This is a genomic window from Bacillus sp. FSL K6-3149, from assembly GCF_038630515.1.
In the GTDB taxonomy this organism is placed as follows: domain Bacteria; phylum Bacillota; class Bacilli; order Bacillales; family Bacillaceae; genus Bacillus; species Bacillus pumilus.
Window position 1 is genome coordinate 938812 of record NZ_CP152034.1, and the last position, 16015, is coordinate 954826.

The following is a 16015-nucleotide window of genomic DNA, read 5'->3' on the forward strand; positions in this document are numbered from 1 at the left end:
CAATATTGTCACAAACACCGTAGGTCAAAAGGTTTTTATTGGTAGAACGCTGTGGTTTTTCCATATTTTTTGATTTATGATATCTGCATAAATGTTATGTGAGGGAGCAGGTACGATGGTCAATCGAAAGGATAGATTAACTGATAAAGAATATAAAATCATATCCGATCATGCTGGAAACATAGACAATTACCAGCAGCACCATACGATAGAAATAGGTCAGCAAACGCTCACTGTCCATGATTTTCTCAAGGTCGATCATCAATTATATGGTTTAACGATGCAGCCTGAACAATCAGACGAGTTCATCGTCGCTTTTCACTGTCCGATGCCAAAGCAAATGCCGGTGACCTCGCCACAAGATGTACACACCGCGGCACAGTCATTGCTCAAAACGGATTATGCCTATCCCATTGAAAGGAAGTCCCTTGATAGCAATCAAGATCATGTCTTTTTTAAAGGGAAGGAATACATAGAGCAAGTCAGCCAGAAGCATCCCAATGCAGGTATCTATCTCACTGGACAAGCCCTTGCCGGTGCTGTTTGTGCTTATGTTGCGACAGAACAGCCCGCTGTCAAAAAAGCCGTCACCTTTGATAGCCCAAATATATGGAGCAGTTTGGCGCCTTCGATTCAGCAGAAAGCGCAGCAAGGTCAATATAAACGGATCTTGACTGAATATATTCAACCTAGTCATTATGTAGGTTTACTCAATCGCCATGATCATGGAGTTGGTCAAGTGAAGTACACCGTACCGCCAAGGCAGCAAGGCGACGCCCAAGAATCCGTTAAATATAAACAAAGAGAAATTGACACCTTTTTAAAATCAGCTTTTGCGTCTATGAATATAGAATGGAACGAATCCTTTGATACAAATGCCTTTTTAGCTCTTATTTCTGGGAGTTTAAAAGGAAATGGGTATTCATTCCACAAAGATGGATCTGCCCGGATTTTAGATGAACAGCTTGATCATAATACAAGTTTTACAGCCTTGCTGTTGCAAGAAATCCATTCTGGACGTGCATATGCACAAAGTGGTCTAGAAATTATCATAAAATCCCATTTACTGAAAAATTCATCCTACGATCTCCAAAGTGTGATTGAACATGAAGTACACACTATATTTGATAAAATCGATGGGATCGATGAAAGTGTAAAAGACGCCGTCCAACATGTAAAACAAGAGCTCAAAGGACTCGTCGGCTTTGGCCACTATGATTTATTAAGTTCAAGTGATGTGGAAGCACTGGTAGAAGAAGTGAGGATGGAACAACATCATTCCTCCTTTTATTCACACGAAAAACAACTGAATGCCCTGTACACCTTGAGAGATTACGAACAAGAACTTTCTTCCCTTTCAAGACATATGTACACAATGGGTGATGATTACGCCAAGGCAGATAGGCGCCTTGCGATGCAAATGGGTATTCATTAAGAAAGGAGTCGCCGCATGATCAATCAAAATAAACCTCCTAGTGACGCCCAGCGTTTCTTGCAAAATGTGAGTACCCGCCGATCCATGTCTGTATTTGAAAATCAATCGGCACCACAAACGCAAACGCAGTCCCCAGAAGAAATAGCCGCAATTCAGGCCCTACGAAGAGAAGGACAGCGAAAAGATCTAAAACGGCTGCTCAAAATGCGACTGCATGACGAATTAGCAAACACTCGCGTGCACTTGGAGTATCAATTGTCTAAAACCGAAGACATGATCAACCAGACGACCATTGTCAAGCAACACATCTCCCAGCATTTAAAGGGACAAGCCATTTCAGAATTAGAGGAACGCCTTCAGCGTCTCAAGCAAATGCCAGTCTATGATGATATCAAAGACGCCATTGACTCTATTCGGATAAAATAAGCACAGCTCTGACAAAGAGAGGTGCTTATTTTATTTTATCAATATAATTTTTAGGGCGAGAAAATATCTTTTTACTTAAAATCGGATATAGCATTAAACAGACAAGCAAATAAAGATTCAGCAAGCTGTATATCGGATACAAGAAAGCAATTAAATCGGCAAACCCAAGAGATGTTAAAGGCGCCATCAACAGAAGCATCACGAGCACAACCAGCCAGCGAGGCAATGGTACAAAAGAGAGCATTCGGCTGGATAAACCAAATAAACCTGCCGCTGTCGTCGTATAAATAGCTAGACAAAGGACAACCGTCATAAACACAAACAATGATGTCGGCGCTCCTTCTAATACTGTAAACAAAGGAATGCCTTCTGCTGATAGGCTCCCAGAAATATCAACCAGTATTTCGTTATACACGTACGAGATGACCCCAAAAATCAGGCCGCTTAATATACTCGCCACTTTTGCCTCGCCAAGCCCCTTCATTTCTTTTCCAACCGAAGACAGCACTGCGACTACAGATAATATATTCAAAGAAGCAAAGACAATGCTGGCAGGCCAATTGTACTGCTGCCCAAAATCAATCCGCCACATATGATCATGGTTCATATAATAAAAAACAAATGCATAGATGAGCCCCGCCACCAAAATTGGTATAATGAAAGCATTCACAGATAAAAGCCCTTTCACATCCCAGAAAAAAATCATAAATGAAAACAGACAAAATGCACCGATGCCAATCCAAAATGGCACATGATACATCTCGAGTGTCACCCCGCCACCGGCAATCATGACTGTCGTTGTCGTGAATAAATAAAGGACAATTAAAACATCATACACTTTAGCCAGCCATGGACCGACAAGCCGCTCTAGCACTGGCACAAAGTGATCGGCACGTACCTCATAACTGATTTTCAACACCACATAGGTAGACAGCATAAACATCAATGTAAACAGTAGAATGGCTAGTCCACTATCAATGCCAAAAAACTGCCAAATTTCTTGGCCGGAAGCATACCCCGCTCCTATTAAGCTTCCTAAAATTAAAAGCGTCCACCTTGAACCAGCCTTCCACACAATCATCACCTCATAGGTATAGAATTAAGCTTGTTTCCGTATACTGTTACTAACTACTATGACAAGGAAGTGAGACCTATGAATAGCAAGAACGGTCTTTTTTTTAGAAATAGGGTGAAAGAATACGTGTCCCATACGGATACAAACGCCATTCAACAGCTTAAAAGTATTTTATTCTCGCATCTTCAGAAAGCAGGAAAAAGACCCGTTGCCATCGTTTGTATTGGAACAGACCGCTCAACTGGCGACTCTCTAGGTCCACTTGTTGGTACAAAGCTTTCAGGTCTTGATTTGAAAAAGCTTCATGTATATGGCACGCTCTCTGACCCAGTTCATGCGGTCAATTTAAAAGAAAAGCTCGCCGAAATTGAACAAGCTCATAAACATCCGTTTATTGTAGCGATTGATGCCTGTTTAGGAAGAGTGAAAAGTGTAGGCTCCTTCCAAATTGGAGATGGACCGTTAAAGCCTGGAGCAGGTGTACAAAAGGAACTGCCAGAGGTAGGAGATATTCATATTAATGGGATCGTCAATGTGAGCGGCTTTATGGAATACTTCGTTCTCCAAAACACACGCCTTCATCTTGTCATGTCTATGGCCAATACACTTTCTGAAAGTCTATCTCATATTGATCAAATGGATTGGACAAGAGAAAAAAGCCGTTCTCTCTTCGCTCCTATTCAAAATATCACTGGGAGAATATAAAAAAGACCATCTCGTATCAAGATGGTCACTCTGATGATTCTCTCGTAGAAAGCAATTCGAGAATTCTTTCTAAATCTTCGTTGGAGAGAAATTCAATCTCTATTTTTCCTTTTTTCTTCTGTTTCTTGATCGACACTGAAGTGCCAAAGTAGTTTTGTAAGAAAGACTCTCTTTCTTTCAAAACTCGATCCTTTGGTGCTTCTTTTTTCTTTGTTTCACGTGGAACATTTTCGTTTAATTGCTGAACAAGTTTCTCAACCTGACGGACGTTTAACCCCTCGTCCACAATTTTCTTTACCAATGGCGCCAGCTTATTTTTGTTTTTCAAGCTAAGCAATGTTCTTCCATGACCCATCGATAACTTTCCATCTGCAATCAGCTTTTGTACTTCATCCGGTAAAGTCAAAAGACGGAGATGGTTCGCAATATGCGGTCTGCTCTTCCCTAATCGCTTCGCTAATTCCTCTTGCGTCACACTTAAGTGATCTAGTAAGGAAGCATAGGCTTCCGCTTCTTCTAATGGAGTTAAATCCTCGCGTTGCAGATTTTCTAAAAGGGCAATCTCTCTCATCAGCGTTTCTGAAAATTCTCTGACGATCGCAGGAATCGTTGTCAGACCAGCTTGTTGTGCTGCACGGAAACGACGTTCACCTGCTACAATGTCATATCCTTTAATCGATTTACGGACAATGATTGGCTGTAAAACACCGTGCTGCTGAATGGATTCTTTGAGATCAGACAATGCATCTTCATCAAACGTTTTCCTTGGCTGATACGGGTTTGGACGCAAATCCTTTATTTTGATTTCTTCAACCGTTTCTTCATTTGAGTCTACAGTGTTAAATAGTGCATTAATACCCTTTCCAAGACCTTTAGCCATTCGCATCCACTTCCTTTGCTAAGTCTAAATAGACATCTGCACCTCTTGAACGTGGATCATACAAGATAATCGGTTTCCCATGACTAGGCGCTTCACTCAGTCTTACATTTCGCGGAATCACGGTCTGATAGACTTTATCTCTGAAGTATTTCTTCACTTCTTCGATGACTTGAATCCCAAGATTTGTTCGTGCATCAAGCATTGTCAGCAGGACACCTTCAATGGCGAGATCCGTATTTAAATGTTTCTGCACGAGACGAACGGTGTTTAACAACTGGCTCAATCCTTCAAGCGCATAATATTCGCACTGTACCGGGATTAAAACGGAATCGGATGCTGTTAACGCATTAATCGTCAGTAATCCGAGTGATGGCGGGCAGTCAATAATCATATAATCATAATTTTGCTTAACAGATTCAAGTGCTCTCTTCAATCTCACTTCACGTGAAATCGTAGGCACAAGCTCTATTTCAGCCCCTGCAAGCTGTATTGTCGCAGGAATGACATCAAGATTTTCGACCTCTGTCGTCTTAATCACATCAAGAACATCTGCATCATCAACTAAAATATCGTACACGCACTTCTCTACGTCGGCCTTCTCAATCCCAATACCACTCGTGGCATTGCCCTGCGGATCAATATCAACTAACAACACTCGTTTACCTATGTATGCTAAACACGCACTCAAATTAACAGAAGTTGTCGTCTTCCCAACGCCGCCCTTCTGGTTGGTAATCGCTATGATTTTTCCCACGATGTCACCCACTTTCAACTTAACAAGTTTCTCATTCATTCATACTTCCTATTCTATCAAAAAAAGTATGAAACGTTTGCTTTTTTTGTTTCTCCATTATATATTCGTCAGCAAATGTCTATTTTCGTACATAAAAAGACGAACTTAAACGTAGTAAAAAATATATCAATATATCTTTTTGAAGAAAAAGATATGCATAAAAAACCCTCACTTCCATCATAAGTGAGGGGCACTTGTCAAAAATGTAATCCACCAATTGTACGGCCTTCGTTCACAATAATCTTAGGGGTCACCGTTTTATAGCTTCTCTTTTTTAAGAATCCATAGGGGGTCTTAATGGTAAATGTCGCATGTCCTACAGCATCGCCTGTTTTGGCATAGGCCTGCCACACAATCTTTGAACAATAAGTCGGGTCCAGTGATTGAATAGACATGGTGATGGAGTATCGAGCCTTTGGATGAGCTTTCACATAATCGCGCGCCCATTCCCCAGCTAGGTCTGCTGTTTTCTCTTGATTAATACGAATGACCTTTGTATTGGCATTATAGCGAAACCAGTTAAGAATGGAATCAAGCTGAGGATGCTGTCGAAACCCTGGAATAGAAGCAAAGCTCTTCTCATTAATGACGATACCTGCATGTCCAACGATGCCCTTCAAAGCATCAGTGTTTGTCACCAATATATCCCCTTTTTTAGGCAAAATATCGGTACCAGGATACGGCTTTCCTAAAAGGCGCTTGATGGTGTGCGGCTTTTCATCCGTCACAAACTCATCCTGCTTGTTTTGTTGTAAGCCATAAGCCTTCAAATGATCGCCAGCTGAAATCAGGTCAATTGTGTCGTCCTGAGACTCATGCTCATGATTTAATTGATCTAAAGTGATCTCCTTCGAAACAACACCTTGTTTCTTCAGGACGTTCAGTTCTTTTTTGGTCAGCGGACTTTCTTCTGCAGGAACCGTTGGCGAATTCACAGCAAATGTGGTTGTTTCATTTGTAAAAAGAGAAAAAGAAAATAGTAAATAACAAATAATAACAAAATTCGTCTTTTTCATTTTCATCGAGTCATGTCACCTCCTTTCCTCTATGAAAATCATATTTTACCAATTTGTGAATAATAAGTAAATATAAAGTAGAACCAATAAAAAAAGCTGACGAGTGGCTCTCATCAGCTTTTTTCTATTTAGGAATCCGAATTGTTAATTGGATATATTCCTCAAATTCTTCTTCCTCGGTATTTATTTTAAGCCCGCTGTCTTCTACCATATGGAGAGACTGACGAATGGTATTCATCGCAATTCGTGTATCACGACTAAACGCCTTACGTTTTGGCTTCGGTTTACGATCTGTTTTTTGTTCAAGCATTTTCACTACACGCTCTTCAGTCTGTTTTACATTCAGCTGTTTTTCGATGATTTCCTGCAATAGCGCGATTTGTAATTCTGGAAGCTTTAGGGGTACAAGTGAACGTGCATGCCTTTCAGAGATTTTTTTCTCTAGGATGGCCTGTTGTACCTCTTCAGGCAACTTTAAAAGTCTTAATTTGTTTGCAACAGTTGATTGTCCCTTACCTAGACGCTGAGCAAGCGCTTCCTGTGTTAAATCATGAAGCTCTAAAAGACGTGCATAGGCATGAGCCTCTTCAATAGCAGACAGCTCTTCTCTTTGCAAATTTTCAATCAATGCCACAGACGCCGTTTCCGTATCAGTAAAATCTTTTATAATAGCGGGGATTTTCTCCCAGTGAAGAGTCTGTACCGCTCTCCAACGTCTTTCGCCGGCGATCAGTTCATATTTTCCTTCTTCTTCTGTCGGTCTGACAACAATAGGTTGGATAATGCCATGGGTATGAATCGTCGTGGCCAGCTCATGTATCTTTTCTTCTGAAAAAATGGTGCGTGGCTGAAAACGGTTTGGCATAATTGTGTCGACCGGGAGCTCCTGTATCTCTTCCTTTAATGTATCATGCTCAGCAATCTCTGCCTCTATTTCGGTTTCACGCTCAGGATGTTCTTTGTCACCAAGCCCGAAGAAGCGTGAGAGTGAATGCTTCATGAACCTACACCACCTTTAAAAACTACCTTTTTATAATTCTATTTTCTCATGTTTTTTCCTTCTGTAAAATCTTAAATATTGAAGAAAAACCGACCTTTTACATGATCAACCTTCTATTGGTGATTTATTAGGTGTTCCTGGTTTTCTAGGATATTTTTTTGGTGTTTGCTTTTTCTTTTCAATGACAATGATGTTCCGTTCGCTTTCTTCTAAAGGAAGAACAAAGGAATGCTTTTCAACAACCTCTCCTCCGAGGACAGTAACGGCTTTCTTCCCTGCTTGCATTTCTTCATCAGCAGCAGATGCTTTTAATGCCACAAACAATCCTTCCTTTTTTACAAGGGGCAGACATAGTTCGCTCAAGACGGATAAACGCGCAACCGCTCTAGCAGTGACAAGATCATAGCTTTCACGCTTTTCCTTACGTTGTCCAAACGTCTCCGCACGATCATGATAAAAAGTAGTATCTTGTAAGTTTAACCCTTTTGCTAACTCATTGAGAAACGTAATTCGTTTCTGAAGAGAATCAACAATGGTCACATGTAGATGAGGGAAGCAAATTTTAAGAGGAATGCTTGGGAAACCAGCACCAGCTCCTATATCGCAAATCGTCGTTACTTTGTGAAAATCAATGAAAAATGATGCGGAAATTGAATCATAAAAATGCTTTAAATACACTTCTTCCTTTTCAGTAATGGACGTCAAATTCATTTTCTCGTTCCATTCTACAAGCATGCGGAAGTAAGTTTCAAATTGTTCAAGCTGCACAGGAGAAAGGGTCATCCCTTTCTCCTCTAGTGCTGCTGTAAATTGTTCAATGTTCATGCCGACATCCTTTCTATTCTGCTATCTTCGCAATACGTCCCTGCTCTAAATATACTAAAAGGATAGAAATATCAGCAGGGTTAACGCCTGAAATACGAGAAGCCTGTGCAACAGAAAGCGGTCGGACTTCTTTCAGCTTTTGTTTCGCTTCAGTTGCAATCCCTTTGATGGCATCATAATCAATACGATCAGGAATCTTTTTGTTCTCCATCTTTTTCAGCTTTTCAACTTGTTGGAGTGACTTTTCAATATAACCTTCGTATTTAATTTGAATCTCTACCTGCTCACACACATCAGAAGGAAGCTGTGTTTCAGCAGGAGCTAACGTCACAACAGATTCATAGTTCATTTCTGGACGCTTCATCAAATCACTTGCACGAATACCGTCCTTCAGCTCACTTCCACCAAGTGAACGAATAAATTCTTGTGTCTCTGCTGTGGGTTTAATGATGACAGAATATAAACGTTTTTTCTCTGCTTCAATGGCTTCTTTTTTCTGCTGGTATGCCTGGAATCTTTCTTGAGAAATTAATCCAATATGATAGCCAAGTTCAGTTAATCTTAAATCCGCATTGTCATGACGAAGAAGCAAACGATACTCTGCACGGGATGTCAAAAGACGGTAAGGTTCATTTGTTCCCTTTGTGACAAGGTCATCAATGAGAACACCGATATATGCATCAGATCGGCTTAAAATGACTTCTTCTTTACCCAATGCTTTTCTTCCTGCATTAATACCTGCCATAATCCCTTGACCTGCTGCTTCCTCATAGCCTGACGTACCATTAATTTGGCCGGCTGTATATAATCCAGAAATTTTCTTCGTCTCAAGTGTAGGCCACAACTGAGTAGGCACAATTGCATCATACTCAATGGCATAACCCGCTCTCATCATTTGTACATTTTCGAGCCCTGGGATGGTGGAAAGCATGCGCTGCTGTACATCCTCTGGAAGACTTGTAGATAATCCTTGAACATACACTTCCTGCGTATTACGACCTTCTGGCTCTAAGAAAATTTGATGTCTTGGTTTGTCATTGAAACGAACCACTTTATCTTCAATGGAAGGGCAGTATCTAGGACCAGTTCCTTTAATCATACCTGAATACATTGGAGAACGGTGAAGATTCTCATCAATAATTTGATGTGTTTCTAAACTCGTATAAGTTAACCAGCATGGCAGTTGATCTGTAATATATTCAACCGTTTCATAGGAAAACGCCCGCGGAACGTCATCACCTGGTTGAATTTCTGTTTTACTATAGTCAATCGAGTGACTATTCACTCGAGGAGGTGTTCCTGTTTTAAAGCGAACCAAATCGAATCCTAACTCTGCTAGGTGATCCGATAATTTGATGGATGGCTGCTGGTTATTTGGACCACTTGAATAAGATAGATCCCCTAAAATAATGCGGCCTTTTAAGAAAGTCCCAGTCGTTAATACAACAGACTTCGCACGATAGTTTGCTCCTGTTTGGGTAACGACACCTTTACATTCATCATCTTCTACAATTAAATGATCCACCATCCCTTGAAGCATTGTCAGGTTCGGTTCATTTTCCATTGTTTTTTTCATTTCATGCTGATATTGGAACTTATCTGCTTGCGCTCTTAACGCACGGACAGCAGGTCCTTTCCCCGTATTCAGCATGCGCATTTGGATATGCGTCTTATCTATATTTCGTGCCATTTCTCCGCCCAGTGCATCAATTTCTCTAACGACAATCCCTTTTGCAGGACCGCCTACGGACGGATTACATGGCATAAAAGCAACCATATCGAGGTTGATAGTCAATACAAGTGTTTTGGCGCCCTGTCTTGCAGAAGCAAGAGCAGCCTCAACCCCAGCATGACCGGCACCCACGACGATGACGTCATAATTGCCAGCTTCATAACCCATTTCTTATGTTCCTCCCTTTACTTTCCTAAACAGAATTGAGAGAATAACTGATCAATCAAGCTTTCATGAACAGCATCTCCTATAATTTCACCGAGCTGCTCCCAGCAGCGTGTTAAATCTATTTGAACAATGTCGATCGGTACGTCCATTGCAATTCCTTCAAGAGCATCCTCAATTGACTGTTTTGCTGCCTGAAGTAAGGCAATATGCCTTGTATTACTTACATACGTTAAATCTCCACTTTCAATTGATCCAGTGAAGAACAGTGATTGAATCGCCATTTCTAGCTCATCAATGCCCTTTTCTTGTAATAATGATGTAGTGACCACCGGACGATCCTTCGCTAACTGCTTGACCTTTTCTACATCAAGCTTAGGCTCAAGGTCTGTCTTATTCACAATTACGATGATATCCATACCTGAGACAGCCTCAAAAAGCTTAATATCTTCTTCTGATAATTCTTCGCTATAATTGAGCACAAGTAAAATCAGGTCAGCTTCTTTTAAGACCTGTCTAGATCGTTCAACCCCTATACGCTCAACAATGTCCTCAGTCTCACGTATACCCGCAGTATCGACTAGACGGAGAGGTACACCTCTTACATTCACATATTCCTCAATGACATCTCTCGTAGTTCCAGGAATATCTGTGACAATCGCCTTTGTTTCCTGTACAAGACTATTCAGCAAGGAAGACTTACCAACATTCGGCCTTCCTATAATTACAGTGGATAAGCCCTCTCGAAGGATTTTCCCCTGTTGAGAAGTCGAGAGCAGCGACTCAATTTCTTTTTTGACCGATGTCGCTTTTTCCACTAAAACGCGATGTGTCATTTCTTCAACATCGTCATACTCTGGGTAGTCAATATTGACTTCAATATGCGCCAGTGTTTCTAGGATCTCGCCGCGCAGTCGCTGAACCAAACCGGAGAGACGTCCCTCCATTTGAGTAATTGCTACATTCATCGCACGATCTGTCTTTGCCCGAATCAAATCCATGACAGCCTCTGCTTGCGATAGATCTATTCTTCCATTTAAGAAAGCACGCTTTGTGAACTCACCTGGCTCCGCTAATCTTGCTCCTTCTCTTAAAGCAAGCTGCAATACTTTATTGACCGTTACAATTCCACCATGGCAGTTAATCTCAATAACGTCTTCTCTCGTAAATGTTTTTGGCGCTCGAAGTACTGACACCATGACCTCTTCTATTACTTGATCAGTCCTTGCATCCACGATATGACCATAATGAATGGTATGAGAATCCACTGATACAAGTTTTTTCTCCTTAGGCCCTTTATACATCCGATCAGCGATCTGTACCGCCTCAGGCCCACTTAAACGAATAATCGCAATTGCTCCTTCACCCATCGGTGTCGAAATGGCTGCAATTGTATCCATCGCTCAATCACCTCTTTCTCTACTTTAATAGACAGTCTTTTATCTATTAAATGGACGTTATCCATCTCTATATCAAAAACGCTTAATCCAAAATTTAAAGATACCATAAATGAAAGCGAAGTGAAAGTATCCTCCATCTAATTATCCACAGCTTGGCATCCTATCTATTTTAACACTTAACTTATCCACATGTGAATAACGACGTTCTCAACTCATCTTCACATCTTACACCGAAACCCAATAAATTTAAACGCCCCGATGCCTTTGTTTACTTGTGAAAATAGCATTTTCCACTCAAATTACACCCTAACTTTTTAGAAATAAAGGATGATTCTTCTATAGAAACACAATTTTTCAATAAAAAAAGACTAAAATCCAGCTTTGCTGAATTCTAGCCTTTCTGTTATTTTTTATACAGCACCACAACATGACGCTTGCTGCCTGTATCTTCCGATGCCGTTGCTAGTTCTTTAGAAAAAGCAGCGATCGTATCATGAATTACTTTTCGTTCGTTCGAAGGCATTGGTTCTAAATGAACCTTTCTCTTCGTTTTTAAAACTTTGTTTGCTGTCTTGACGGCATATTGTTCAAGTGCTTCTTGTCGCTTCTTCCTATAATCTCCAATATCAATGGTAATATGATGATACTGATCAGAATAGCGATTAAACACTAACTGTACCAAGGTTTCTAAAGAGTACAAAGTTTGACCTCTTTTTCCAATCATTAATGACGTTTTATCTCCATCAATGTGGAAAGAAATCTTTTTCGGTTCCTGTTTGGAAACAATCTTCGCTTTAGGATCAATTGATTTAACAATATTATCTAAATACTGTGTAGCTAATTTAAGAGCATTTCTCTTTTCTATCAATTTGACTACAGCTTGTCTTTTGCCAAATAATCCTAAGAACCCTTTATTTCCTTCATCAACTATTGTGATATCTACTTCTTCTTTTAGAAGCTGCATTTGTTTAAGTCCGGAATCTACTGCTTCTTCGATTGTGCGACCGACAGCAGTTATTTCCTTCATTTTTTATTCCCGCCAGCTTTTTCTTTTGTATCTAATTTTACTTGAGGAGTTTTAATCACTAATGTTTGGATGATCATGAAAATGTTACCTACAACCCAGTACAATGAAAGTGCTGCTGGGAAACTAATAGCAAATACAATGATCATAATCGGCATAACCCACAGCATGATCGCCATTTGAGGGTTGTCCGAAGGATTTCCAGCCATCATCAGTTTTTGCTGAATGAAAGTAGCTACCCCCGCAATGATCGGTAATAGGAACAATGGATCTGGACTGCCTAAGTCAAACCATAAGAATGTATGCTTTTTAATTTCTGCTGTTCTCATAATCGCATGATAAAAACCGATTAGGATTGGCATCTGAATTAAAATTGGGAAACAGCCAGCCAATGGATTGACGCCATTCTTTTGGAAAAGGGCCATTGTTTCCTGCTGAAGCTGCTGCTGAGTTTTTTGATCTTTAGAGCTATATTTTTCACGAAGTTTTTTCAATTCAGGCTGCAATGCTTGCATTGCTTTTGTACTTCTTAACTGCTTAATCATTAATGGTAAAATGAGCAAACGGATTAACAGTGTCACAATAATGATCGCAACCCCGTAGTTTTCACCAGTCAAATTTGCCATGTACGTGATTAATTGAGATAGCGGGTAAACAATATATGAGTTCCAGAATCCCTTACTATCTGATGTGATTGGTTCATTAATCTGTGTACATCCTGCCAATAGAACCAATGCGCCAATCAAGCTAAATATTAGTAATAATCGCCTTTTCAACAAGATTCCTCCCATTACTTCAAACTTTATTTAAGTTGGAATTGATTACGAAAGTGACTCACCTAATCAGTATGGTAACATTTTTTCATTACAAAGTGGTGGTTTCATTTTAATTCACTAGATGAAGGAAGCGCTTTTAAAAATTGATTCAACGAAAGTTTCTATTACGAAGACTTTTTCGGTTGTTGTTGATAAACAGCGGATTTTCTAAATAAATGTTGGAGAGACTTTTTTGTTTCTTCAAAGGTCAATTCACTTGCTGGTTTTCTTGCAATGACAATGTAGTCTTTTTCTTGCTTTAACTTATGACCTTCCTCTAAAAACACCTGGCGGATCAGTCGTTTAATACGATTTCTCATCACTGCATTACCAATCTTCTTACTGACAGACAATCCTAAACGCAGTTCATCTTGATTTGGTTGATCCAGCTGGTAAATAACGAATTGGCGGTTCGCCATTGATTGACCTTTTTTGAACACCTTTTGAAACTCTTCATTTTTTTTTAGCCTGTTTCGCTTCTTCATGTTTTCTTCCACTCCGATAAAAACTGACAGTTCAATTACGATTTTATGTAAAAAAGACCACTGACATTATTCAGTGGCCTAAGCTGATAATTTTTTTCTACCTTTGCTGCGGCGTCGCTTTAAAACTAGACGTCCGTTTTTAGAACTCATACGGCTGCGGAAGCCATGAACTTTACTACGCTTACGGTTATTTGGTTGAAACGTTCTTTTCATTTATGACACCTCCCTGAGGAATAGCTGTTTAAGACAGTCTAACTCATTATATTTGTGTAACCCATCGATTGTCAATATCAATGATAAAACTCTTATTATCAACCTTATAAGCATAACATAATTTATCAAACGAAGAAACCTTCTTTTTCAGTTTCCAACATTTTATTCTTTTTTCCTCCTAAAAAGCCTCCAAAACAAGGGTGTGGATATTTTTCCGGCATATTTAGACTATCCACATCCATTATCGACATTTTTTTCACACAAATAACCGATGTGGATAATTATTTTTCAACAGGATGTAAAGTGTGTGGATAAGTTTGTGACACCCATTGCACCATCTCGTTTATTTTGATATTATATTTGTGTTTTAACTCTTAATTACTTATCTGACCTATTTGCGTTATCCACAATCTGTGGATAAGCTGTGGAAAGATATTACACAGGTTGTTGAATTGTTTATCCACAGGCTGTGTAATTTGTCGAAAAGACGTTTTTCTACTATATTATTTGTTTTCAACAATGTATGTGCACGAATGGTGATGACCATTTGCTCTTTTTCGTGTTCTATAACAGTTTGATACTGGTCATTTTAAAAAGAAAAGGAGGGGGGAGAAGCCTTATGGAAAATATTTTGGATCTGTGGAATAAAGCACTTCAAAAAATAGAGACAAAGTTGAGCAAGCCCAGTTTTGAGACATGGATGAAATCGACAAAAGCCCATTCTCTTCAAGGCGATACGCTTACAATTACTGCACCAAATGAATTTGCTAGAGACTGGCTGGAATCAAGATATCTTCACTTAATTGCTGATACCATCTACGAACTGACAGGTGAAGAGCTCAGTATTAAATTTATTATTCCTCAAAATCAGGATGAAGTGGAAGCTATGCCAAAGTCTCCAATTAAAAAAATGTCTAAAGAAGATCCCGTCGATATTCCACAAAATATGCTGAATCCAAAATATACATTTGATACTTTTGTTATTGGTTCAGGCAACCGATTTGCGCATGCCGCTTCACTTGCAGTTGCGGAAGCACCAGCAAAAGCATATAATCCGCTCTTTATTTATGGGGGCGTTGGTTTAGGAAAGACTCACTTGATGCATGCGATTGGTCATTATGTCATCGACCATAATCCATCAGCCAAAGTGGTCTATCTATCATCTGAAAAATTTACAAATGAATTTATCAACTCAATCCGAGACAACAAAGCTGTCGATTTCCGTAATCGCTATCGGAATGTCGATGTGCTTTTGATAGATGATATTCAATTTTTAGCAGGAAAAGAACAAACACAAGAAGAATTTTTCCATACATTCAACACACTTCACGAAGAAAGTAAGCAAATCGTCATTTCTAGTGATCGGCCGCCGAAAGAAATTCCGACACTTGAAGACAGATTACGCTCTCGATTCGAATGGGGCTTAATCACAGACATTACCCCGCCAGATTTAGAAACGCGTATTGCGATTTTACGAAAAAAGGCAAAAGCAGAGGGATTAGACATTCCGAATGAAGTCATGCTTTATATTGCCAATCAAATCGACAGCAACATTCGTGAACTGGAAGGTGCTTTGATTCGTGTCGTTGCTTATTCTTCTTTAATTAATAAAGATATCAATGCGGATCTAGCAGCTGAGGCGCTAAAGGACATCATTCCTTCATCGAAGCCAAGGATCATTACAATTAAAGATATTCAAAGAATTGTAGGGCAGCAATTTAATATTCGCTTAGAGGATTTCAAAGCGAAGAAACGTACGAAGTCAGTTGCTTATCCAAGACAAATTGCCATGTATCTCTCTAGAGAAATGACCGATTCCTCTCTGCCTAAAATAGGAGAAGAATTTGGAGGTCGTGATCATACGACTGTCATTCATGCTCATGAGAAGATTTCGAAATTAATCGTTGAAGATGAACAGCTTCAGCAGCATGTGAAAGAAATCAAAGAACAATTAAAATAACCTAGCTGATATAATAAGTACGGGAAAATGTGAATAACTAGAGCATAGTCATACACAGTCTGTCCA

The 16015-nt window shown here is 39.7% G+C and carries 16 protein-coding genes; 4 read left to right on the forward strand and 12 right to left on the reverse strand.

Annotated elements, in window-relative coordinates; translation table 11 throughout:
- Positions 1 to 115: 115 nt before the first annotated feature.
- Complete coding sequence (locus MHB83_RS04815) at positions 116 to 1435, forward strand: hydrolase (RefSeq protein ID WP_050944672.1); 1320 nt, start codon at positions 116 to 118, stop codon at positions 1433 to 1435.
- Positions 1436 to 1450: 15 nt separating this feature from the next.
- Entirely contained in the window at positions 1451 to 1861 is a 411-nt protein-coding gene (locus MHB83_RS04820; protein WP_003215287.1) for a hypothetical protein, read from the forward strand.
- Positions 1862 to 1886: 25 nt separating this feature from the next.
- Here MHB83_RS04820 and MHB83_RS04825 read toward each other — a convergent pair whose 3' ends face one another.
- Complete coding sequence (locus MHB83_RS04825; protein WP_003214632.1) at positions 1887 to 2942, reverse strand: hypothetical protein; 1056 nt, start codon at positions 2940 to 2942, stop codon at positions 1887 to 1889.
- A 72-nt stretch (positions 2943 to 3014) separates the two neighbouring features.
- On the opposite strand from MHB83_RS04825, the gene yyaC reads away from it, so the two are divergent.
- Positions 3015 to 3641: a spore protease YyaC gene (gene yyaC, locus MHB83_RS04830; RefSeq protein WP_003215235.1), complete on the forward strand. Its 627-nt coding sequence runs from the start codon at positions 3015 to 3017 to the stop codon at positions 3639 to 3641.
- Positions 3642 to 3666: 25 nt separating this feature from the next.
- Here the strand turns inward: yyaC and MHB83_RS04835 are convergent, their stop codons facing one another.
- The 11 genes from MHB83_RS04835 to rpmH all read right to left on the reverse strand — a co-directional run bounded on the left by MHB83_RS04835 (position 3667) and on the right by rpmH (position 13989).
- Positions 3667 to 4521 carry a ParB/RepB/Spo0J family partition protein gene (locus MHB83_RS04835; protein WP_050944673.1) on the reverse strand — a complete coding sequence of 285 codons (855 nt, stop codon included), beginning with the start codon at positions 4519 to 4521 and terminating at the stop codon, positions 3667 to 3669.
- Complete coding sequence (gene soj / locus MHB83_RS04840; protein WP_034620351.1) at positions 4514 to 5275, reverse strand: sporulation initiation inhibitor protein Soj; 762 nt, start codon at positions 5273 to 5275, stop codon at positions 4514 to 4516. Before soj ends, MHB83_RS04835 begins: the two co-directional genes overlap by 8 nt.
- Positions 5276 to 5511: 236 nt before the next feature.
- Positions 5512 to 6336, reverse strand: a complete 825-nt coding sequence (locus tag MHB83_RS04845) for an orthopoxovirus pf05708 family protein (RefSeq protein ID WP_268459991.1) — start codon at positions 6334 to 6336, stop codon at positions 5512 to 5514.
- Positions 6337 to 6454: 118 nt separating this feature from the next.
- On the reverse strand, positions 6455 to 7330 hold the full coding sequence (gene noc / locus MHB83_RS04850; protein ID WP_003214896.1) for a nucleoid occlusion protein: 876 nt from the start codon (positions 7328 to 7330) through the stop codon (positions 6455 to 6457).
- Between the two features lie 105 nt (positions 7331 to 7435).
- Positions 7436 to 8155, reverse strand: coding sequence for a 16S rRNA (guanine(527)-N(7))-methyltransferase RsmG (gene rsmG, locus MHB83_RS04855; RefSeq protein WP_003215161.1), 720 nt, complete (start codon positions 8153 to 8155; stop codon positions 7436 to 7438).
- Between the two features lie 13 nt (positions 8156 to 8168).
- Complete coding sequence (mnmG, locus tag MHB83_RS04860) at positions 8169 to 10055, reverse strand: tRNA uridine-5-carboxymethylaminomethyl(34) synthesis enzyme MnmG (RefSeq protein ID WP_003215396.1); 1887 nt, start codon at positions 10053 to 10055, stop codon at positions 8169 to 8171.
- Positions 10056 to 10072: 17 nt separating this feature from the next.
- Positions 10073 to 11452 carry a tRNA uridine-5-carboxymethylaminomethyl(34) synthesis GTPase MnmE gene (gene mnmE / locus MHB83_RS04865; protein WP_003214852.1) on the reverse strand — a complete coding sequence of 460 codons (1380 nt, stop codon included), beginning with the start codon at positions 11450 to 11452 and terminating at the stop codon, positions 10073 to 10075.
- Between the two features lie 403 nt (positions 11453 to 11855).
- Complete coding sequence (jag, locus tag MHB83_RS04870; protein WP_003215074.1) at positions 11856 to 12479, reverse strand: RNA-binding cell elongation regulator Jag/EloR; 624 nt, start codon at positions 12477 to 12479, stop codon at positions 11856 to 11858.
- Positions 12476 to 13258, reverse strand: a complete 783-nt coding sequence (gene spoIIIJ, locus MHB83_RS04875; protein ID WP_095117972.1) for a YidC family membrane integrase SpoIIIJ — start codon at positions 13256 to 13258, stop codon at positions 12476 to 12478. The genes jag and spoIIIJ overlap by 4 nt, the downstream gene beginning before the upstream one ends.
- A 158-nt stretch (positions 13259 to 13416) precedes the next feature.
- Positions 13417 to 13776, reverse strand: a complete 360-nt coding sequence (gene rnpA, locus MHB83_RS04880) for a ribonuclease P protein component (protein WP_003214983.1) — start codon at positions 13774 to 13776, stop codon at positions 13417 to 13419.
- A gap of 78 nt (positions 13777 to 13854) precedes the next feature.
- Positions 13855 to 13989: a 50S ribosomal protein L34 gene (gene rpmH / locus MHB83_RS04885; protein ID WP_008360908.1), complete on the reverse strand. Its 135-nt coding sequence runs from the start codon at positions 13987 to 13989 to the stop codon at positions 13855 to 13857.
- Positions 13990 to 14608: 619 nt separating this feature from the next.
- Here rpmH and dnaA point away from each other — a divergent pair.
- A complete protein-coding gene (gene dnaA / locus MHB83_RS04890; RefSeq protein ID WP_003214781.1) occupies positions 14609 to 15949 on the forward strand; it encodes a chromosomal replication initiator protein DnaA in 1341 nt (446 codons plus the stop codon).
- Positions 15950 to 16015: the final 66 nt, after the last annotated feature.

Excerpts from the sequence above, each read along its gene's own strand:
- MHB83_RS04815 (WP_050944672.1), top strand. The coding sequence starts at position 116 with ATGGTCAATCGAAAGGATAGATTAACTGATAAAGAATATAAAATCATA.
- MHB83_RS04820 (WP_003215287.1), top strand. The coding sequence starts at position 1,451 with ATGATCAATCAAAATAAACCTCCTAGTGACGCCCAGCGTTTCTTGCAA.
- MHB83_RS04825 (WP_003214632.1), bottom strand. The coding sequence starts at position 2,942 with ATGATTGTGTGGAAGGCTGGTTCAAGGTGGACGCTTTTAATTTTAGGA.
- yyaC (WP_003215235.1), top strand. The coding sequence starts at position 3,015 with ATGAATAGCAAGAACGGTCTTTTTTTTAGAAATAGGGTGAAAGAATAC.
- MHB83_RS04835 (WP_050944673.1), bottom strand. The coding sequence starts at position 4,521 with ATGGCTAAAGGTCTTGGAAAGGGTATTAATGCACTATTTAACACTGTA.
- MHB83_RS04845 (WP_268459991.1), bottom strand. The coding sequence starts at position 6,336 with ATGAAAATGAAAAAGACGAATTTTGTTATTATTTGTTATTTACTATTT.
- noc (WP_003214896.1), bottom strand. The coding sequence starts at position 7,330 with ATGAAGCATTCACTCTCACGCTTCTTCGGGCTTGGTGACAAAGAACAT.
- rsmG (WP_003215161.1), bottom strand. The coding sequence starts at position 8,155 with ATGAACATTGAACAATTTACAGCAGCACTAGAGGAGAAAGGGATGACC.
- mnmG (WP_003215396.1), bottom strand. The coding sequence starts at position 10,055 with ATGGGTTATGAAGCTGGCAATTATGACGTCATCGTCGTGGGTGCCGGT.
- mnmE (WP_003214852.1), bottom strand. The coding sequence starts at position 11,452 with ATGGATACAATTGCAGCCATTTCGACACCGATGGGTGAAGGAGCAATT.
- jag (WP_003215074.1), bottom strand. The coding sequence starts at position 12,479 with ATGAAGGAAATAACTGCTGTCGGTCGCACAATCGAAGAAGCAGTAGAT.
- rnpA (WP_003214983.1), bottom strand. The coding sequence starts at position 13,776 with ATGAAGAAGCGAAACAGGCTAAAAAAAAATGAAGAGTTTCAAAAGGTG.
- rpmH (WP_008360908.1), bottom strand. The coding sequence starts at position 13,989 with ATGAAAAGAACGTTTCAACCAAATAACCGTAAGCGTAGTAAAGTTCAT.
- dnaA (WP_003214781.1), top strand. The coding sequence starts at position 14,609 with ATGGAAAATATTTTGGATCTGTGGAATAAAGCACTTCAAAAAATAGAG.